Origin of the sequence: Endozoicomonas sp. OPT23 (genome assembly GCF_009653635.1) — a bacterium.
Lineage (GTDB): Bacteria > Pseudomonadota > Gammaproteobacteria > Pseudomonadales > Endozoicomonadaceae > Endozoicomonas_A.
On the sequence record NZ_PPFD01000003.1, the window covers coordinates 953,511 to 973,710 of the forward strand.

Sequence of the window (20,200 nt, forward strand, 5' to 3'; positions counted from 1 at the left end):
GGAGGTTTCAATGAGTCTTCTAGATGTAGATAACCTGCGGGTTAGATTTACGACACCCGACGGCGATGTAACCGCCGTCAACAACATGACCTTCACACTCGAAGCCGGTCAAACTCTCGGCCTCGTAGGTGAATCCGGTTCCGGTAAAAGCCAGACGGCTTTCGCCCTGATGGGGCTGCTGGCCAAGAACGGCATCATCGAAGGTTCTGCCAAATTTGAAGGTAAGGAAGTACTGGGTCTGACCGAAGCCGAGCTGAACAAAGTTCGTGCTGAGCAGATTGCCATGATCTTCCAGGACCCGATGACCTCCCTGAATCCCTACATGAAAGTAGGTCCGCAGCTGATGGAAGTACTTCAGCTGCATAAGGGCATGAGCAAGAAAGAAGCCTTTGAAGAATCCGTGAAAATGCTGGACGCGGTAAAAATGCCGGAAGCCCGCAAGCGGATGGATATGTACCCGTACGAATTCTCTGGCGGTATGCGTCAGCGTGTAATGATCGCTATGGCATTGCTCTGTCGTCCAAAACTGTTGATTGCTGACGAGCCAACCACTGCTCTGGACGTAACCGTTCAGGCTCAGATTATGGAACTGCTGAACGAACTGAAAAGTGAATTCAACACCGCCATCATCATGATCACCCACGATCTGGGTGTGGTAGCGGGTATCTGCGACAAAGTGCTGGTGATGTACGCTGGTCGTACCATGGAGTACGGCACCACTAACGACGTATTCTACGATCCTCGTCATCCATACTCTGCCGGCCTACTGGAAGCTATTCCGCGTCTGGATACTGAAGGTGAGGTTCTGCCTACTATCCCGGGCAATCCACCAAACCTGCTGAGTCTGCCAACCGGCTGTCCATTCCAGGAGCGTTGCGCTCATGTGATGGACAAGTGTCGTAAAGAAGCACCACCACTGGAAACCTTTGACGATGGTCGTCAAAAAGCCTGCTTCTGGACTCCAGACACTATTGCAACCAGTAACGCACCTGCTGAAGGAGTCGTGGCATGAGTAATGAACCGATCCTGAAAGTACGTGACGTCAAGGTTCACTTTCCTATCCACAAGGCCAAGAAGTGGCCATGGGATAAGGCTCCGATGCTGAAGGCCGTTGATGGCGTCAACATCGACCTGTATGCCGGTGAAACTTTGGGTGTAGTAGGTGAGTCCGGTTGTGGTAAGTCTACTTTTGCCCGCGCCATTATCGGCCTGGTAAAAGCCACCGAAGGTCAAATCGAGTGGAACGGTAAGAACATCGTTGGATTGTCTGAAAAAGACATGAACGAAGTCCGTAAAGACATTCAGATGATCTTCCAGGACCCGCTGGCGTCCCTGAACCCTCGTATGACCATCGGCGATATCATTGCCGAGCCACTGCGTAACTATTACCCGGAAACACCCAAGGCAGAAGTTCTGCAGCGTGTCCGTGAAATGATGACGAAGGTAGGTTTGCTGCCTAACGTAATCAACCGTTACCCGCACGAATTCTCCGGCGGTCAGTGTCAGCGTATCGGTATTGCCCGGGCATTGATTCTGAAACCAAAGCTGATCATCTGTGATGAGCCGGTAAGTGCTCTGGACGTATCCATTCAGGCTCAGGTGGTTAACCTGCTGAAAGAGATTCAGAAGGAGATGGGCTTGTCCCTGATCTTTATCGCCCACGACCTGAGTGTTGTAAAACACATCAGTGACCGTGTACTGGTAATGTATCTCGGCAACGAAGTGGAAACGGCCAAGTCCGAACCTATGTACGCTGACCCTCGTCATCCGTACACCAAGGCTTTGCTGTCTGCAGTTCCGATTCCTGATCCGAAGCTGGAAAGAGCTAAGGAGATTGAACTGCTGGAAGGTGACCTGCCTTCTCCTATCAGCCCGCCTTCAGGTTGCGTGTTCAGAACCCGCTGCCCGATTGCTGATGCCAGCTGTGCGAAAGATCGCCCGATCCTGAGTGATCTGGGACAAGAGCACTATGTAGCTTGTCCTAAAGCACTGTAATAGCATGCTGCTTTAATAAAAAGGCTGCACCCTTAGAGGGGTGCGGCTTTTTTCATATTTGAAATAGCTGAATCACCAAAAGGAATCTACTTTTAAGCCTTTAATTATATAACTCTGAGTTGTTATGAGACTGAGGCTAATAATAATTTCAGCACTAGCCATGAGTGCCTACTTTATTTCATATCCAGCCTCAGCCAAGCCATGGAAGCTGACGTTAATTGAGGTCGAACACGACGGATACTGTTTCTATCACTCAATAGCTAACCTACTTAGAAGTGGAGATACTGCGGAACAGCTTTACCAAAGATTAAGGCGCCACCTGAATAATTTTAACCCATTAATGCCTTCGAATCTGGAAGATAACTTAGGGCATATTGTTGTTAATTCATCCATTTCAGACCTGAGTCACCACTTATTGCACACTCCATGCAAAGATGATTCATCAAGCTGGCAGGGAAGTGCGGAAGCAGTCGCTATGGCCGACATGCTGGGGCAATCCATCCTTGTTCTTCAGCTGAATTCCTCATTCCAAATAATCCCTGAAAGTATTCTGATTAATTCATCCGGTGCTTTTTCTGTCTACAGCCCGCAGTTTGCATCCCAACCCATGCCTGAGCACCAACTGGTTCTTTTTGAAGGAATGTGGTTTGCACTTCAAGCAGAGCCTGAAACACCAGAGGATACTTGGACATCTGGAATTCAGAATTATCTTCAGCAACTTCAGCAACTACTTTCAGTTCATACTTCCGGATTGGGAGAAGAGCTCATTCAACTTCCGGACATACAACTTGAAATAAGTAATAACAGCAGCGTAATCCTCCACCAGCTTCAATTCTTAAGACAATCCTGCAAAAGGCTGGCAGATATTCAGATGGGTGTTTCAGAGCTAAGTCCAACTGCTGTTGACTGCTGTGTACTGGAACAATTACTTAATCTGGTTAGCCAGATTACTGATCAGATTAATATTTTATTGAATCCGATCTGCTCGGCAACGCTAACTTCTGCTCTTGCGAATTACCTCGAGGCTCACTCTATAGAACAGCAAACATTGTGTACTCAAATTATAAGTATGCAAAACTCTGCAGAAACAGTTATCAAAATCATTTTGCGCCTGTTACAAAACACAGAGAGTACAAACAGTCAGTGCCGTGAGATAGTCGCCTCCTCTCAGGATACAAAAACCAATAAACATCCTTCCAGTCAGATAATGATTCACACTGGCGGTATGACTTTCGAATTTGACCAGAATAACTCCGTCCATCATATTCTTGGCTCTCTTCACTATGCTTCATTAGTATTCGAGCTTGTTACGAACCTTTTAAACAGCTGTGCCTTATCTCCTCTGGAAGACGCTGAATTAAATAAAGCTATTCATTCAATTCAGAGCATTCGAGGCTTCAAAAGGCTGGCAATTAGTACTGAAGGTGCAGTGCCTGATCGATTGCAGCCACTGAACCAAATAATCACCGAAGCTAGTGAAAGACTGCACGTGCTTATTCATGCCTTGGGAAGAAGGTACTTTCCAGATCAGTGGCAAAACACTTCATACGTTCCAATCACGATTGCGCTGGGCCTTTTCATCATCTTTCACAGCGACAACTTTGTGCCGCGAGGAGGTTGGCGAGACTCTCAGTGATTACTCCGAGTCAGGCTAGGTAAAATCACTCTAAAATAAGCCCTGTTTTGTCCCTGATGCGACGCTGCAACAAAAACGCTAACAGACACACCAAAGACAGATAATAACCAGGAGCAGAAACCGTACCCGTCCACTCCATCAGACCTATAGCTATGAGTGGTGCCGTTCCGCCAAAAACGACAATGGCAATATTGTAAGGAACCATTGTTCCAGACATTCTTATACGGGCAGGTAACAGCTCAGTATATAAAGCGCTGCTGACCCCCAGAGTGCAACCACCCAGCATTGCGAATACGCCCTGAACTATTGCACAGGCAACCCAGCCATAACCTTCATTAAGCAGAGAATAAGCAGGCACCGAAATCAGAGTGATGCATGTAAGGCAAAGGCTATAAACTTTTCGACGGCCAAACCGGTCTCCCAACCAGCCCCCCAATGCAGAGAATGCAACAAGGCCAACAAGGTTAATGCTGTTAATCAGCATGGCTGTTTGTTTGGGGATAGCCAGAATCTCGATCATCTGCGTGCTGAAGAAAACAAAAAACAGATGAAAAATCAGAGTGTTTACACCAACCACCATAAGCATTCTCAATAATCCGACATACTCACTGGTATAGAGCCTGGTGTTGATCGGTTCAGCATTGTTATCTGGCAACCTGGGGAGCTTTTTCCTGGCTCCCCACGCAGTAAAACAAACGATCCCCCCAAACCAGAAAGGCAGTCTCCAGCCCCAGCTGTATAACTGTTCGTCCGGAAGCAGATATATAAGAGCTACTACAAGAGAAGAAAGCAGCGTTCCCAGCATGCCACTGCTGTGGGCAAGACTGGTGATAAATCCTCGCCTGGAAGGCGGAGCCATTTCTCCGAGACAAACCAGTACCGAGCAGAACTCGCCCGCCATACCAAAACCCTGCAACAGCCGTAAAAGCACTAGTAAAACAGTCGCCATCACTCCGGCACTGGCAGCATCCGGCAAACAGCCAATACCAAATGTCCCAAGCCCAGTTGCGAAACAGCTCAACAGCAGCACTCTGCGCCTTCCGTAACAGTCACCGAGATAACCAAGAATGACACCACTGACTGGGCGTATCAGCATGCCTGACGCAAAGAGTACAAAGCTGTTTAGTAGAGAAGTGAGACGATCATCAGATGGAAAAAAGAGTGTGGCAATAACAGGCGTCATCAGGCCATAGAGAATGTAGTCGTAATACTCAATGATATTGCCCAGTAAAAGCCCTGCCAGCTGCTTTCTGGAAAGAGAGTACTCCTTATTCAATATTTGCACCTTCTTATCGTGAAGCGCTACGTCGTGAAGGGCTTCTTCACTTGAGGCTGATTTATTTGAATGGTTTCTATAAAACGAGAACATCAGGTTAGTTAATATTCAGCAAAATGCCTGCAGTCGATAAGCCGCACTGCAAAGAGAAGCTATTCTCTAATAAAGAACTTGGAACCGACTGACAGCTATGGATGGCAGCAAAGATCTTTCTTCATCAGGGGAGTTTCTATTACTGGACGCTTCTCCAGCAGGTGCAGGCCTGCGAGACGAGATTAAAGGGAAGCTGATAGCAAAATTTAAGGAAATGAGTGTCAAGGCCCGCTCTAATGATGAAATGCTTATTCCCAGAGCATCCAGGGAAGTAGCTATCAGCCAGCCGCTTACTAGAACTGTTCAGAGGGTTCTGCATTCATATAAGGACACACAAAAAGTGTGTGCTGAACCATTTATTATTCTTCCCAACCGGCTGCCAGAAGAGGTTCAATCAATGACCTCTGCTCAAGCAGTTTTCTGTTCTGACCAAGAGTTACTTGCTGATCTAAATATCGATAAAGCAAGCTACCTTCAGTATTCTGACGCGGTTATTAAAGTCACCCCGACTATCTCTGACATCAAACAAACCAGTAGCCGTTCAAGCTGTTTCCTTTTAGCCAGCCTGGCCAGTTATGCTGCTTCACCCACTGGTCAAAGAGTCATAGCCAGCTCTATAAACCACGAACGAGATCATTACTTCAGAGTTACCCTTTTTGACCCCATTCTTGAGCAGGACACGCCTGTGATTGTGTCCTCACACAGGCTGCTCAATAGCAATAATCAGGATATCTTCTCATTCAGAGACTCTCTTGCTTCCAGTTGGCCTGGCCTTTTTGAAAAGGCATACCTGGCGCTTATGCTCAATCGAAGAGAATGCCTTCAAAGCCTGATACAGGAAGAGGTCAGTGCACCTGTAATAAGAGAGCTAAATACGCAGCTTGAGCTACTGCCCGGAGCAGGAGGTAAAGGAAACCCTCTGGATTATTCAGATGCCAGAAACAGTCTTCGTTGCCTGCCAGAGATTCAATTTCTTGCAAAGCCACTTCTTAAAAGGTCTTCAAATTATATTGAAATTCCAGCTGCTCAGCTTGATACGAAAACGACCAGAGAACTGATAAAGCAGAATCTGAGGTGTGCAGTACCTGTTGTGCTGGGAAAATCCGGCTCTGCCGGATCAGTATTAAGCAGCCTTACTGGAGGTACTTCTGCCAACCATGTTGTTGCGGCCATCGCTTTGGGGGCTGGATTCGATTCAGATAAACGCTGGCAGGAAGGTATATTTACATTCGACCCTTACGGTGATGATGATCCAGCTGTGCTCAGAAAAACATTAGCCAATATTTTCGATTCACAGGCCGCTATTCAGAAAAACGAAACAGAAACCTCGTTTATAAAAGGGCAGGATGAATACGAGATTTTGCTGGTTAGCAGTGATTACTCAAAGAGAAAGTTCGAGCTCCCATCTTCATGCCACTGCATTAATTTCATCCCATTCAGCGTACTTAAATCACAATATTCTCAGGCGGTAATAGCTCGAGGAGGAATCAGCACCACTCGACCTGATTTATCTACCTAGAGGGGTTGCCTCCGATAGCTTTCAGGGGTTTAATTCGCCCATCAAAAATACCTGGTAAATGACGGATGTTAGCTTGCCCTGTTCTCAACGGTTAAGCCTGAACGTCGATACCAATTTCACTCGAATAACTTTCCAGAAACCACTTAGCCGCTAAGTTAACTAATAAGTTGTCCCGATCCGCGCCTGCCTGTTCAGAGCCGCGGTACTGTCGGTTTTAAAAGGAAAAGCACCATGCTGAAAGACAATACCTATTCCGAAACGCTTTACGATGGTTACGGCCAGAGCTTTTCCGTGGACGAACTGTTGTTTGAGCATCAGACCGAACACCAGCATCTGGTGATTTTCAACAACAAGGCATTTGGCCGCATGATGGCTCTGGACGGCGTAATCCAGACCACCGAACGTGATGAGTTTATCTACCACGAGATGATGACTCATGTGCCTATTCTGTCCCATGGCAATGCTAAGCGTGTGCTGATCATCGGCGGTGGCGACGGCGGCATCCTTCGTGAAGTGTTGCGTCACAAAAGCATTGAGCACGTGACCATGGTTGAGATCGACAACGCCGTGGTAGAAATGTGCAAGAAGTGGCTGCCAAACCACTCGGCAGGCGCTTTCGACGAACCAAGAACCAACCTGGTGATTGCTGACGGCGTAGACTTCGTTAACAACCCGGAACTGGCGGCTGATGGCAGCTTCGACGTTATCATTTCCGACTGCACCGACCCGATTGGTCCGGGTGAAGTTCTGTTCTCCTCCGACTTCTACGCTGGTTGCAAGCGCCTGCTGACTGAAGGCGGCATCTTTGTTGCTCAAAACGGCGTCTGCTTCATGCAGCTGGAAGAGGTGGAAACCACCGTTCGCCGCTTGAGCCCTTACATGAGCGACACCAACTTCTACAACGCTGCCGTTCCTACTTACGTTGGCGGTGTAATGACCTTCGCATGGGGTTCCGACAACCATGAAGCACGCAAGCTGCCTCTGGATGTGATCACCCAACGCTTTGCAGCCAGCGGTATCGAAACCCGCTACTACACTCCGGCTATCCATCAGGCCTGCTTTGCTCTTCCGGCCTACGTAGAACAGGCGATAAACAAGGTTAATGGCTAAAGATATTAATCAACCTCTGTTAAAAGAGCCGGACATGCTTCCGGAAGGCCCCGTAGAAAGCGGCTGGAGCGTTGAAGAATCACGCTCCACTTACAATGCCCGCTACTGGAGTCAGGGGTACTTCGACATCAACGACAATGGGGAAGTGGTTTACCTTCCTCAGGGTCGCCCTGCGGTCAGTCTGAACGATATTGCTGCTCAGCTGGTGCGCAAGGGTGCCTCTCTGCCGGTACTGGTTCGCTTCCCTGAAATACTTCATCACAGGGTGAACACGCTCTGCGATGCCTTTAATCAGGCCATCCATGAGTACGGCTACCAGAATGAGTATCTTGCGGTTTACCCCATCAAGGTGAACCAGCAGCGCACGGTTGTGGAAGAGATTCTGGAAAGCCAGTCTGCCCGTCAGGATCGTCAGCTGGGTCTGGAAGCAGGCTCAAAGCCTGAGCTTCTGGCCGTGCTGGCAATGGCCAACCGTGCCAGCTCGGTAATCGTTTGCAACGGTTACAAGGATAAGGAATACATTCGTCTGGCGCTGATCGGTGAAAAGCTGGGGCATCAGGTTTATATCGTTCTGGAAAAAATGACCGAGCTGGAAATGGTCATGAAGGAAGCCAAAGAGCTGGGCGTTACGCCTCGCCTTGGCCTTCGGGTTCGCCTTGCGTCGCAGGGTAAAGGCAAGTGGCAGGCCAGCGGTGGTGAGAAATCCAAGTTCGGTCTTTCTGCCAGCCAGGTTCTGACCGTTATCGGCAAACTTAAAGCCGGTGGCAATCTCGACAGCATGCAATTGCTGCATTTCCATCTCGGTTCACAGATGTCCAACATTCGAGATATTCGTCACGGTATCAGTGAGTGTGCACGGGTTTATGCTGAGCTCTTTCGACTGGGTGCACCGATTCACTGCATCGACGTCGGTGGAGGTCTGGCTGTGGATTATGAAGGCACTCGCAGTCAGAGCAGTTGCTCCATGAACTACGGTCTGCAGGAATATGCGAACAATATCGTCTATACCATTGGAGATCTTTGTGCAGAGCAGGAAATTCCGGTTCCACGAATCATCTCCGAATCCGGTCGAAACCTGACGGCTCACCACGCTGTTCTGATCACCGACGTAGTCGGTGTCGAAAGCTACGAGCCTGAAGAACAGGAAGCACCTGCGGAAGAAGATCCGCAATTGCTCCACAATATGTGGCACTCCTGGCAGGAGCTGGAGAAAGGCGTTTCCCAGCGTGCTCTGGGGGAGATTTTCCATGATACCCAAAGCGACGTAACAGAGGTTCATACTCAGTTTGGCATGGGAATGCTGGACCTTCAGCAACGCGCCTGGGCTGAGAACATAAACCTGCGTATCTGTTATGAGCTGTCAAAACGGCTTTCTCACAAAAACCGTTCACATCGCCCCATCATTGATGAACTCAGTGAGAAACTGGCTGACAAGTTCTATGTGAACTTTTCTCTGTTTCAGTCTCTACCCGATGCCTGGGGTATTGATCAGGTCTTCCCTGTACTTCCACTGTCTGGTCTGAATCGTCCACCAGAGAAGCGTGCGGTGATGCTGGATATCACCTGCGATTCCGACGGCACCATTGACCAGTATGTGGACGGGCAGGGCATAGAAACTACGTTGCCGGTTCCTGAATGGCACCCGGATAAGCCTTATATGATCGGTATTTTTCTGGTCGGCGCTTATCAGGAAATTCTTGGTGATATGCATAACCTGTTTGGTGACACAGACACGGTTTCTGTTCGTGTTAGCGACATTGGTCTTATAGAACTGTCTGACTATCAGGCCGGTGATTCGGTCGAAGACGTGCTTCGCTACGTTAACCTGAAGCCGGAAAGCTTCCTGCACACCTATCAGAAACTGGTGGAAGACTACCTGCCTGAAGAAGAGCGGGAATCGGTTCTCGATGAACTGGAAGCAGGCCTGAAAGGCTATACCTACCTCGAACATCTTGGAGGAAACGAGCTGTGATGTTCTTCGAAGGCTCTGAAAAAAAAGTAGAAGTCGTTACAGCTTCTGAAGCCGGTTCTCTGAGAGAACTGGGCCGTGAATACTGGGCAAAGGTGGTTGCCAAAGCTCAGGCTGAAATCCTGACCACCATCAGCAACGATGACTGCGATGCTTATCTACTGTCTGAGTCCAGTCTGTTTGTCTGGAAAGACCGCTTCCTGATGCTGACTTGTGGCACCACCACACTGATTGATGCATTTTTGCATTTTCTCGACAGTATCAACGAAGATCACCTGCTTTTTGCCAGCTATCAGCGCAAGAACGAGTATATGTCTCACCTGCAGGTGACATCGTGGGAGCAGGATATCGAACGTCTGAAAGCGCGTATTCCAGGCAAAGCGTTCCGACTGGGCAATATGGACAGCCACCATAACTACATCTTTCATATGGACCGTCCTTACTCACCGGATGACTGTGATCAAACCAGTGAACTGCTGATGTATCACATCAAGGGTGAGGGTGCTGAGTATTTGCGCAGTGAAGGCCAGACCATTGAAGGTATTCGCAAGCTGCTAAGACTGGATGAGATTCTGCCAGGCTTTGCACTGAGTGACTGGCTGTTCGAACCTTTCGGTTATTCCCTGAATGCCATCAAGGGTGATCGCTACGCCACTTTCCATATCACGCCTCAGGAAGACAGCTCTTACGTCAGCTTTGAAACCAATCTGGATGTTCAGGAAGATACACAGATTCTGGAGAAGCTGCTGGAAGCCCTGAAGCCGGGCAGCTGGGACCTGATTGGTTTTAACTCGCCAGCGCCTCTGCGTGAAAATGGCGAATTCAGTTGCATGACCGAGTGTCAGCTGCCACTGAAATGTGGGTATGATATGAGTTTCAATCATTACCAACACAAGGCTCACTGCAAGGTTGAGGCCGAGGAACTGGTATGAGTACTCTCGGAAAGCGGGAAGACTATTCCCTTTACTCCAATGCCTTCGGGTTTCTGAGGCAGCCACTGGATTTCGATCCGGTGAATGCTGATTCGGATGTGATTGTCACAGGCATTCCCTTTGATATCGCTACCACTGGTCGCAGCGGCAGTCGTTTCGGGCCTGAGGCCATTCGTAAGGCATCGGTGAATCTGGCCTGGGAAGGCAAGCGTTACCCATGGTTTTATAACTTCCAGAAGCATCTGTCAGTGGCTGACTGCGGCGATCTGGTGTTTGACTGCGGTGATGCTCAGGATATGTGCGACACCCTGTTCGCTCACTCTGATCAGATCATTGCTTCCGGCAAACGTATGCTCAGCTTTGGTGGCGATCACTTCGTGACTCTGCCTCTATTGAGAGCACACGCCAAACACTATGGTCCGCTGGCTCTGGTGCATTTCGATGCTCACACCGATGACTATGATCAGGGCGGCAAGTTTGACCACGGCACCATGTTCCACCACGCTCAGACTGAAGGTTTGATCGATGCGTCTGCATCGGTTCAGATCGGTATTCGCACCACTTACGACCATGAAAACACACCGTTTAATGTGCTGGATGCCAGCTATGTGAACAGTGCTCCTGTGGATGAAATTCTGCAGAAGATTCGTGAAACAGTGGGTGATCGTCGTATTTATCTGACGTTTGACGTTGATGGTCTTGATCCGGCTTATGCACCCGGCACAGGAACACCTGTCTGTGGTGGTTTAACGACAGATCGTGCTCTGCACTTGCTGCGTGGTTTGCAGGGATTGGATATTGTCGGTATGGATGTGGTGGAAGTGGCTCCGGCTTACGACCATGGTGATATTACCGCTCTGGCGGGTGCTACTGTGGCGCTGGAGATGCTTTATCTTCAGGCTGAATTAAAAAAACAGTAATTTTATTGGGAAGCCCAGATTATGGGCTTTTCTCTCGCAAGTCTTTACTTATAGTTCCTCATCTTCTAATTCATCGTCGTCCACATCTCCATCTGAGGTAGGTGACCAGCCATGCCTGTCATAACCTTCTTTATCTACATCAGACACCAGTGGCAATTCAGGTTCGTTACTTGTGATCGCCGGTGATTGAAACTGGCAAGCCTGATTTGTCAGAGACGAAAATTCAGTGCTCAATGTTGATGGGGGAGTGAATGAGCCTGATGGAGAGCCTGAGTGACGGCTTGCTCTGTAAGGGGAGCTGGAGCTTCTCTCCCTCCTGTGAACCCAAACACCACTAACTCTTTCTCTTGAAACACTTCCAGTACTACCTGCTCTTGGTCTTTGGTTATCACTCAATTGTCTTAGGTACTCTTGTCTCCAGTACCATTGATTTAATTCCCCAGAGTCAATTCCATTGCTCGCTGCAAATACGTTCCGCAACGCCTGATCTCTCAAGTCTCCATTTTTGAAGGCCTGTTCAACCATTGCTTTTAATTCCAGGTCACTCAAAAATGCAAAGTCCATTTTTGGTAAAAAAGAAGGAAAAGGATTTTTTGGTCTTCTATTCGGATCATCATCGCCTCTTTCTTCTCCACCAGTTTGCCTTATTGTCAGCATATTCAACTCAAAAGACTGAGCACGAGGGTTAAAAAACTCTTCACCCCATTCGTAAGTTTCAGAAAAACGAACCTTACTTTTCGAGTAACCGGATGCTTTTGAATAGCTTTCCGGATCATAAGCCATCAGATATGAATGGCTATCAAACTGTATAAGCTGGTTTGCACAAAATGGCGCAGATGGCAGGTTTATCCTGATATAACTTTCTTCTACCTCTGTCTTACACCCCACAAAGCTACCACTACTTGAGCAGTTATTTTCCTTCAGTTTCTTTATATCTTCAGGACCAGGAGGAGAGGGCAGTTGAGTCCAGATATAAACAGGTTGAGAGTTTTCAAATTCTTCTGAAGACAGTTCAATGGTGTAACTGATTGGATCTGGATACTGAATTTCTACCGGTGACGGGTCTCTTTCAAGGCTCTGAAGCACAGCCAACGAAACTAAAAATAAGTCTATATAAATATTAGCCTGCGGTGTTGGCGAAGCAGTCAGGCTAACGGCTTTGGCCTGGGGAGCAATAAGCTGAATAAACAGAACTGAGAGCAACAACACGCGTTTCATGAGTAACGACCAAAGATCTCATTTTTCAGTTGATATCAGGCCAACTGCATTCCCTTATCAAGATTGGTCCAGGAGTTCTGCCTGACAGGAAGCTGGCCCAAAAGGCCGACTACTTCGAGTTTGTCAGAGCAAGATAGCAGAGCAGGGTGAGAGCCGGGCTCTCCTTCAGGAATGGACTGACCAATGGTTTTATAGAGCTCAACCCAGTAGGGAAAAAGCTCTCCGGTTTCCAGATCCCTGAACCCCATTGGAGTTTCGGGAAAGACAGGGATATTGCCGTTGGCATAACGAAAAGCTTCCAGAATTAAGGCACTGCAATACCAGCTTCTGGATTTTGCGGAGTAATCAATATTGTAGGGAAGCTGCAATTGCTGATCGGCAAAAGCAACAGCACCTTCTGCCAAAGCTGAGTACCGGGGTTTAACCCTTGCATGAAGGATACACGGGCGATCCAGACCATCAACAACAGAGCGGGAAATAAAGTAGTCCAGAGTCGTTTTTTGAACTCTGGGCATAATGGCTTCTATCACTTCATTTTCGCCGGAATAGATGGCCACATGATTAATGGCCATTCCGTTATAGCCTGCAAAGAGTCGGCTGATAATCCATTCCAGCTCACCGCCAGTGCGGAATTGAAACAGTAGATCACCCTTTTGCAGGCCAGTCAGCATATCAGCTCATCTCTTGTCGGAGTTTTGTGAAGACTGCTTCCGTGTCGGGCCGAACTCCTCGCCAGATAGCGAACTGTTCAGCGGCCTGTTCTACCAGCATACCCAGACCATCAATGACTTTTCCAGCCCCCTGGTCCAGAGCCCACTGATTAAAGACTGTGGTTCCGGCTGAATACATCATGTCGTAGCAGGTAGTTGTCCTGGTAATCACTGAGGCAGGAACCGGTGGTAAATCCCCGTGTAAGCTGGCTGATGTACCATTAATGATAACGTCAAAGCTGCCAGTGACTTCTGCAAAACCACAGGCGGAAACAGGTTTACCTGAGAACAGCTCGGCCAGAGTTTCTGCCTTACTGACAGTCCGGTTGGCAATCACCACGTCCTTTGGCTGCTCAGCCAGAATTGGCTCAAGAACACCTCTGACAGCACCACCAGCACCAAGCACCAGAACACGGGCATCTTTCAGAGACACACCATTGTTCATCTTCAAATCTCTAACCAGTCCAAGGCCATCGGTGTTATCACCCTTCAGCTTGCCTTCACTGTCTAGCCAGAGCGTGTTCAAGGCACCAGCCTTTTCGGCTCGCTCTGTACGAATCTCTGCCAGCTGCCATGCCTGTTCCTTGAAAGGCACAGTGATGCTGAGCCCAAGGTGTCCACCCTGATCAAAAAAGGTTGCCAGTGCTTTTTCAAAGCCATTCGCCTCCACCAGCTGAGCCGCATAGTGCAGCTTCTGGTCAGTAGCATCAGCGAACATCGCATGAATGAAAGGAGACTTACTGTGAGCAATGGGATTGCCCATTACCGCATAATGATCAACCGCTGTGGCCATGGTGTCGTCTCCGTTTATACCCAGTCTCTTGGCTTCAGGAACTCATTGTAGAGCCTTGCTTCTTCAGTGCCATCTTCCGGATGCCAGTTGTAATCCCAGCGCACTACTGGCGGCAGAGACATAAGAATAGACTCGGTTCGACCACCTGACTGAAGACCAAACAGGGTGCCACGGTCATAAACCAGGTTGAACTCCACATAACGGCCACGACGGTATTCCTGGAAACGGCGTTGCTGCTCGGTGTATTCAGACTCTTTGCGCTTGTGAACAATAGGCTGATAAGCCTTGATAAAACTGTCACCCACGGACTGCATAAATTCAAAGCAGCGTTCGAAAGGCCATTCGTTCAGATCATCGTAGAACAGACCACCGACACCCCGAGTTTCGTTGCGATGCTTGAGGAAGAAATACTCATCACACCACCTTTTAAACCTTGGATAAACGTCTTCACCAAAAGGATCGCAGGCGTCTTTGGCGGTCTGGTGCCAGTGCAGGCAGTCTTCTTCAAATGGATAATAAGGCGTCAGGTCGTAGCCGCCGCCAAACCACCAGACAGGGTCTTCACCTTCTTTCTCAGCCACCAGCAGACGAACGTTGGCATGAGATGTTGGCACTAGCGGGTTACGTGGGTGTAGAACCAGAGAAACACCCATAGCCTGAAAGCTGCGACCTTCAAGCTCGGGGCGGCTGGCTGTAGAAGATGCTGGCAGCTTGTCGCCTTTTACAAAGGAGAAGTTCACACCGCCTTTCTCAAAGATATTGCCACCTTCAATAACACGGGCACGGCCTCCACCGCCACCATGGTATTCCCAGCTTTCTTCTTTAAAACAGGCAGAACCATCTTCCTGTTCAAGCGCCTTGCAGATATTGTCCTGCAGGGACATCAGATACTGTTTAACCTGCTCAACCGCTTCACTGGCGGCCTTTGATGAAAAGTCTTTCACGGTGTTAATCCTGAACGAGTCTGTCCTGTCTGTGGGAGAGATATTCTTTTTAAATAAGTTGTTTTTTGATCAGAGCTGTCAGCCAGCCCTGATCAGCTGCCCACTCTGAAGATCGCGTATTTCCGAAGGTTCGTTACGTGCGCCAGTATCACCGGCAACAATAAGATCCAGCTGATTGCCCAGCTGTTTTGAAACGGCTTCCTGAGTCATCAGTGGAGCTTCTCCAGCCAGGTTGGCTGAAGTAGAAACCAGAGGTTTTCCCGCTTTTTCACAGAGCCCTTTAACTACAGGATGGTTACTGACACGAACCGCTACTGTGCTGAACTGGCCACGAATCCAATCCGGCGTCCACTGGTTGGGGTCGGGCAGCAACCAGGTGTAAGGGCCGGGCCAGCTGGCTGAAAGCTTTGCTCTCTGCTCTTGTGAAAGGTTTTCCAGCAGAGGCAGAACCTGCTCTTCACTGGCGGCAATAAGAATGACGCCTTTTTCTACAGGTCGTTTTTTTATATTGAGCAGCTTCATTACTGCTTTTTCATTCCATGGGTCACAACCCAGCCCCCAGACTGCTTCTGTCGGGTAAGCTATAACACCATTGTCTTTTAAAACATCAGGAATAGTTTGCAGACTTTCTATGGTCGAGCTGTTTAATGTCGAGCTATCTAAAGAGCTATTAAGCGAAGGGTTCAGGGCCATTCATTAACCTGCCAGTTGCTGCTGCAATGCAGCGTCTTTTGCTAATACTTCTTCTGCGCTGGCCTGACGTTCCATTCTTAAACGGTTGGCCAGCTCTTTGTCGCCAAGAGCTATGATCTGGGCAGCCAGATAGCCTGCATTTCTGGCGCCAGTTTCTCCAATCGCAACCGTTGCTACTGGAGTCCCTCCTGGCATCTGTACCGTAGAGAGCAGGGCATCCATTCCATCCAGAGAACTATTACTGACAGGCACCCCGATAACAGGCTTAACCGTCAGAGAAGCAACCACGCCAGCCAGGTGAGCCGACATACCTGCACAGGCTATATAAGCGGCGACTCCACGCTTGTCAGCATCTGCTACGTAAGTACGAATAATATCCGGCGTTCGAAGAGCGGAGTGTACCTTCACTTCAATCTGAATACCCAAATTCTTCAACACCTCAAGCGCAGCCTTGGCAACAGGCAGGTCTGAGTCAGAATCCATAAGAATGGCAACAAATGGTTTAATCATTTTAGGCTTTCACCCAGGCTGATCAGGAAAAGTCGAATTCTAGCAGGGTGTTTGTCAGTCGTCTTGCTCCAGGGCTTTTCTCCTGAAAGCGCCTGAAAAGTAACAGCGAGGTTATTTTCTGGTTCTCACATAACCACCAGGCACTGAAGCAATGATTCCATCCAGCTCCATCTCAGTCAGAACAACAGACAGTTCTTCCCAGCTGAGACCGGTAAGTTCACTGAGTGAATCAGTACTGACAGGATCAAAGCCCATTGATTCAAGAACAACTCTTTGCGCTCCGCTGAGTTCAGAAGACGGCTCGAATTTTTCCTCTTCCGCCAACAATGGCTGGAGTAACGGCTGTAATTCCAGAAGAACATCCTCAGCCGTTTCCACCAACACAGCCCCCTCCCGTATCAACTTGTGACAGCCTTTACTCATAGGGTTCAGCACAGAACCTGGCACGGCAAACACTTCTCGTCCTTGTTCTGCAGCCAGTCGCGCTGAGATAAGAGAACCACTTTTTACCGATGCTTCCACAACCAGCACGCCAAGAGAGAGGCCACTGATAATTCTGTTTCGTTTGGGAAAGTTGTTGGGTGTTGGAGCAGTGCCCAGAGGAAACTCGCTGACCAATGCGCCTTGCTGAGCAATAGCGGCATAGAGTGCAGTATTGCTTTGGGGATAAACGACATTCACACCCGTTCCCAGCACGGCAATAGTTGAACAATAACCCCCAAGGGTTCCCTGGTGGGCTGCTGTATCCACCCCTAATGCCATACCACTGGTAATTACCAAACCTGCTTTTGAGAGCTCCGAAGCAAGTTCTTGAGCCAATCTTCTTGCTGCTGGTGTTGGACGTCGGCTACCAACCATTGCCAGCTGAGGTTCATTAAGCAGTTGTGGATTACCAATCACATAGAGCAGAGGAGGAGCATCATTAAGCTCACGAAGGCGGGCTGGGTATAAAGGTGAGTTAAAGGAAATTATATGATGGGCTGTGCTGGCTTCCAGCCAATTTCTGGCATTTTCTAACCAGGCGTTAATATCTGGAGTTTCCGGATTACCGGCAATTTTGTCTGCCAACTTTTCCGGAAGCCCCTGTTTCAACTCTGTGTAGGATGCAGAAAAGACAGCATCTACAGAACCGAACTCTTGCAATAAACTGTTGAAGCGAACAGGACCTAAACCGGGCTGAAACGAAAGCAGCAGCCATTTTCGTAGCTGCTGCCAATCGGAATATTTTTGTTGATGCTCTGGTTGATGAGAGTCGGTCATTTCACCTCAGGGGCTTTTGATCACATCCCCAACACTAATTTCTTCGAAAGCGGTCAGGACAATACCATAGCTCACTTTCTCAAAAGGGCGATAAACCATCACGATACCTGCACGCTCAAGCGGTAGCTGAATCATCTCGCCGGTCATCTGGTCTTTTACTTTTACATTCTTGTAAACCACCAGAATGTCGCCCTGTTTCAAGCCTTCACGCTCACCCACGTTCAGAATAACAGTGTTGTACTGGCCTACTTTTTTGATGCTTTCCAGGGCACTGGCAATCTTTCCGGTAATTGGCGCATCAGGAGCTCTTGGGAAGAAAGTTGTAACCTGACTGAAAGCATCGGAAGCAATCAATCTATCTCCGGGACGCACTTCAGAGTTGCTCTTCTTAACTCTCAGGCTGGCAATACCATCTTCAACCTTCATTAGGTCTGCACTGGCGATGTTATGACCGATAACACCCAGCAATTCCCCCGTATCCGGGTCCAGCACAGCGTCACCAGAACGATAGATAGTGAGATCTTTACTCAGACTGTCTACACGGCCACGAGCATAAATCTTGTCGCCTGCACCGGTAATGATACGTTCCTGCCGGGAAGCAAAGACATAAGGAGCTCTTTCAATATCCTGCTTGGAAGTGAACATTCTGCTGTCGTTCAGGAAAGAGTTGATCATCCCCAGAGGAATAGCCGGAATGGCTGACTCTGAAGGCAGCCTGCGAACCTTGGGGCTGAGTTTGATCGTACGGCCACTCTCACCACGACGTATCACGGTCAATCTTGGCTTACCATCGATGTAAACCATGCTTATCATGTCACCGGGGAAGATCAGGTGAGGGTTGTGAATCTGCTGGTTAGCGTGCCAGATTTCCGGCCAGAGCCAGGGGCTTTTCAGAAAACGGTTAGATATCTCCCAAAGGGTATCGCCTTTCTGGACCACATAGTCCTGAGGCGAGTCGGCCTTGATCGGACTCTCATAGGCCATGCCTGTCATCGACAGACAGAGCAGAAGAACTCCCATTATGATGCGTCTCATAGATCCCCGATCCCTTGCAGCCTTTTCATTTCGCTCTGGTCCAATGCCTGAATTCAACCCTGATTCGGCTGTATTCTTTTATTGCCAGCCTTATGCCGGTTTTCCCGCAGTTTACCAACTGGTTACTTGTCCCGGCAATGGACGCTCATTCCACAAGCTCTGAAATGTGATCTATCAGAGAATGTCTATCTCTTGTTCTCGACCAAAGGGAATGATTCTATATTGCCCTGTTTTTGCTCACAGGCTACCAATTACGGGCGTTCTGGGATAAATTTACCGGCAAATATAAGGCCGTCTGATCAGCCGCTAAATAAACGACCTGAAAAGAAAAAGAAATTGTCACTCCAGGGATGTAGGAGCTGGCAGGTATGAAAAGCCACATTTAAACGGATTAGCAATGGAAGTCCTCGCCACCCGGCGTCAGCGAAACAGCTTCAGTTCAGTTGTAGCCCTTCACCTCTATCAATGGGCTCTCAGGGAGCTTATTGCCAAAGGTTACTCAGCCAGAGCCTCTGATAAGGCGATTTCAAAAGCTCTGTATCAGCTTCAGGGACGTAAGATTGAATTTGTTAAGTGGGTTAACGACAAACCTTCTTATGAATCTCTGGAACAGAAAGCACTCCTCAGGGAAAAAGCCTTTGTTAAATGCCAGCTGACCAGAACGGTCTATCGCATTCTGACAAGAAAGGGTTATTCCCATTCTGCAGCCAAAGATCTGACTAAGCGATTAATTCAGCACAGCGGGGGCCCCGAGCATTGTGATATTAACGCTGTCCTGGCTGCTGCAAGGCATTGGCCCAGCAGTCAGTATGCAGCCTGAGTGGCTAAATAGTACCTTTAGCTACTCAGGCTCTGCCTCTCTCATACCTGCACGACATAAATAAACAGTTTCTTTCAGCTGACTGCGCCAATGCGTCAGCTGCTGTCAGTACTCACAAGCAATGCAGCCATTGGTCTTGATTTAAGAACAAACGTACTTAAAACTACCTATATCTCTAAAAGAAATTTAGAATTAATTTTTATTCAAATTTATTAAAAATCAGAGAGACCCATGGCGCTTCTGCAAATCCTGCAATATCCCGACGAAAGACTTCGCACCATCGCCGAGCCAGTGGCCGAGGTAAACGACGAAATTCGTAAGATCGTCGATGACATGCTGGAAACCATGTACGAATCCAAAGGTGTTGGCCTTGCTGCCACACAGGTGGACATTCATAAGCGCATCGTAGTGATGGACTTCTCTGAAGAAGGCAATGAACCTCTGGTACTGATTAATCCAGCTTTTGAAGCCATTGGAGAAGAACTGACCGACCTGTCAGAAGGTTGCCTGTCAGTTCCCGGTTATTTTGAACTGCTCGATCGCTTTGCTGAAGTTCGTCTGACAGCTCTGGACCGTGACGGTAAAGAGTACTCCATGGAGCTGGACGCTCTGCCAGCAGTCTGCGTTCAGCATGAACTGGACCACTTGAACGGCAAGCTTTTTGTAGATTATCTGTCCAAGCTCAAGCAGGAACGTATCCGTAAGAAACTGATCAAAAACAAGCGCCTTGAAATGGCCTGATAATTTTTCCAAAGCCGCTTATGTTT

At 48.5% G+C, this 20,200-nt stretch carries 19 protein-coding genes; 10 read left to right on the forward strand and 9 right to left on the reverse strand.

From position 1 onward, the window contains the following. The first annotated feature begins 10 nt into the window (after positions 1 to 10). The 3 genes from EOPP23_RS10140 (at position 11) to EOPP23_RS10150 (ending at position 3,631) form a co-directional block, all read left to right on the forward strand. Complete coding sequence (locus tag EOPP23_RS10140) at positions 11 to 1,012, forward strand: ABC transporter ATP-binding protein (protein WP_153765824.1); 1,002 nt, start codon at positions 11 to 13, stop codon at positions 1,010 to 1,012. Continuing rightward, positions 1,009 to 1,995 carry a murein tripeptide/oligopeptide ABC transporter ATP binding protein OppF gene (gene oppF, locus EOPP23_RS10145; RefSeq protein ID WP_153765825.1) on the forward strand — a complete coding sequence of 329 codons (987 nt, stop codon included), beginning with the start codon at positions 1,009 to 1,011 and terminating at the stop codon, positions 1,993 to 1,995. The genes EOPP23_RS10140 and oppF overlap by 4 nt, the downstream gene beginning before the upstream one ends. 160 nt (positions 1,996 to 2,155) lie before the next feature. Continuing rightward, complete coding sequence (locus tag EOPP23_RS10150; protein ID WP_153765826.1) at positions 2,156 to 3,631, forward strand: OTU domain-containing protein; 1,476 nt, start codon at positions 2,156 to 2,158, stop codon at positions 3,629 to 3,631. 25 nt (positions 3,632 to 3,656) lie between these two features. Here EOPP23_RS10150 and EOPP23_RS10155 read toward each other — a convergent pair whose 3' ends face one another. Beyond that, positions 3,657 to 4,907, reverse strand: coding sequence for an MFS transporter (locus EOPP23_RS10155; RefSeq protein ID WP_194842567.1), 1,251 nt, complete (start codon positions 4,905 to 4,907; stop codon positions 3,657 to 3,659). A 190-nt stretch (positions 4,908 to 5,097) separates the two neighbouring features. Here EOPP23_RS10155 and EOPP23_RS10160 point away from each other — a divergent pair, with 190 nt between their 5' ends. From EOPP23_RS10160 to speB, 5 genes are all read left to right on the forward strand, one after another. Continuing rightward, on the forward strand, positions 5,098 to 6,519 hold the full coding sequence (locus EOPP23_RS10160) for a hypothetical protein (RefSeq protein ID WP_153765828.1): 1,422 nt from the start codon (positions 5,098 to 5,100) through the stop codon (positions 6,517 to 6,519). Between the two features lie 231 nt (positions 6,520 to 6,750). Beyond that, positions 6,751 to 7,629, forward strand: coding sequence for a polyamine aminopropyltransferase (speE, locus tag EOPP23_RS10165; protein WP_153765829.1), 879 nt, complete (start codon positions 6,751 to 6,753; stop codon positions 7,627 to 7,629). Continuing rightward, a complete protein-coding gene (speA, locus tag EOPP23_RS10170; protein ID WP_228550646.1) occupies positions 7,622 to 9,601 on the forward strand; it encodes a biosynthetic arginine decarboxylase in 1,980 nt (659 codons plus the stop codon). The genes speE and speA overlap by 8 nt, the downstream gene beginning before the upstream one ends. Next, positions 9,601 to 10,530, forward strand: a complete 930-nt coding sequence (locus tag EOPP23_RS10175) for an adenosylmethionine decarboxylase (protein WP_153765937.1) — start codon at positions 9,601 to 9,603, stop codon at positions 10,528 to 10,530. The genes speA and EOPP23_RS10175 overlap by 1 nt, the downstream gene beginning before the upstream one ends. Continuing rightward, a complete protein-coding gene (speB, locus tag EOPP23_RS10180) occupies positions 10,527 to 11,450 on the forward strand; it encodes an agmatinase (RefSeq protein WP_153765830.1) in 924 nt (307 codons plus the stop codon). The genes EOPP23_RS10175 and speB overlap by 4 nt, the downstream gene beginning before the upstream one ends. A 48-nt stretch (positions 11,451 to 11,498) precedes the next feature. On the opposite strand, the gene EOPP23_RS10185 is transcribed toward speB, so the two are convergent. The 8 genes from EOPP23_RS10185 to EOPP23_RS10220 form a co-directional block, all read right to left on the reverse strand. Next, positions 11,499 to 12,668 carry a hypothetical protein gene (locus EOPP23_RS10185; protein ID WP_153765831.1) on the reverse strand — a complete coding sequence of 390 codons (1,170 nt, stop codon included), beginning with the start codon at positions 12,666 to 12,668 and terminating at the stop codon, positions 11,499 to 11,501. A 35-nt stretch (positions 12,669 to 12,703) separates the two neighbouring features. After that, on the reverse strand, positions 12,704 to 13,339 hold the full coding sequence (locus EOPP23_RS10190) for a YiiX/YebB-like N1pC/P60 family cysteine hydrolase (RefSeq protein WP_153765832.1): 636 nt from the start codon (positions 13,337 to 13,339) through the stop codon (positions 12,704 to 12,706). Position 13,340: 1 nt separating this feature from the next. After that, on the reverse strand, positions 13,341 to 14,171 hold the full coding sequence (gene aroE / locus EOPP23_RS10195) for a shikimate dehydrogenase (protein ID WP_153765833.1): 831 nt from the start codon (positions 14,169 to 14,171) through the stop codon (positions 13,341 to 13,343). Between the two features lie 14 nt (positions 14,172 to 14,185). Next, positions 14,186 to 15,115: an oxygen-dependent coproporphyrinogen oxidase gene (hemF, locus tag EOPP23_RS10200; RefSeq protein WP_370514740.1), complete on the reverse strand. Its 930-nt coding sequence runs from the start codon at positions 15,113 to 15,115 to the stop codon at positions 14,186 to 14,188. A gap of 78 nt (positions 15,116 to 15,193) precedes the next feature. After that, on the reverse strand, positions 15,194 to 15,808 hold the full coding sequence (locus EOPP23_RS10205) for an L-threonylcarbamoyladenylate synthase (RefSeq protein WP_153765834.1): 615 nt from the start codon (positions 15,806 to 15,808) through the stop codon (positions 15,194 to 15,196). A gap of 3 nt (positions 15,809 to 15,811) precedes the next feature. After that, complete coding sequence (gene purE / locus EOPP23_RS10210) at positions 15,812 to 16,318, reverse strand: 5-(carboxyamino)imidazole ribonucleotide mutase (protein ID WP_153765835.1); 507 nt, start codon at positions 16,316 to 16,318, stop codon at positions 15,812 to 15,814. Positions 16,319 to 16,429: 111 nt separating this feature from the next. Further along, on the reverse strand, positions 16,430 to 17,578 hold the full coding sequence (gene dprA, locus EOPP23_RS10215; protein WP_153765836.1) for a DNA-processing protein DprA: 1,149 nt from the start codon (positions 17,576 to 17,578) through the stop codon (positions 16,430 to 16,432). Positions 17,579 to 17,584: 6 nt separating this feature from the next. After that, positions 17,585 to 18,613: a LysM peptidoglycan-binding domain-containing protein gene (locus tag EOPP23_RS10220; protein WP_153765837.1), complete on the reverse strand. Its 1,029-nt coding sequence runs from the start codon at positions 18,611 to 18,613 to the stop codon at positions 17,585 to 17,587. Between the two features lie 397 nt (positions 18,614 to 19,010). Here EOPP23_RS10220 and EOPP23_RS10225 point away from each other — a divergent pair, with 397 nt between their 5' ends. Beyond that, positions 19,011 to 19,433 carry a hypothetical protein gene (locus EOPP23_RS10225; RefSeq protein ID WP_153765838.1) on the forward strand — a complete coding sequence of 141 codons (423 nt, stop codon included), beginning with the start codon at positions 19,011 to 19,013 and terminating at the stop codon, positions 19,431 to 19,433. A gap of 231 nt (positions 19,434 to 19,664) precedes the next feature. Then, positions 19,665 to 20,174 carry a peptide deformylase gene (gene def, locus EOPP23_RS10230; RefSeq protein WP_153765839.1) on the forward strand — a complete coding sequence of 170 codons (510 nt, stop codon included), beginning with the start codon at positions 19,665 to 19,667 and terminating at the stop codon, positions 20,172 to 20,174. The last annotated feature ends 26 nt before the right edge of the window (positions 20,175 to 20,200 follow it).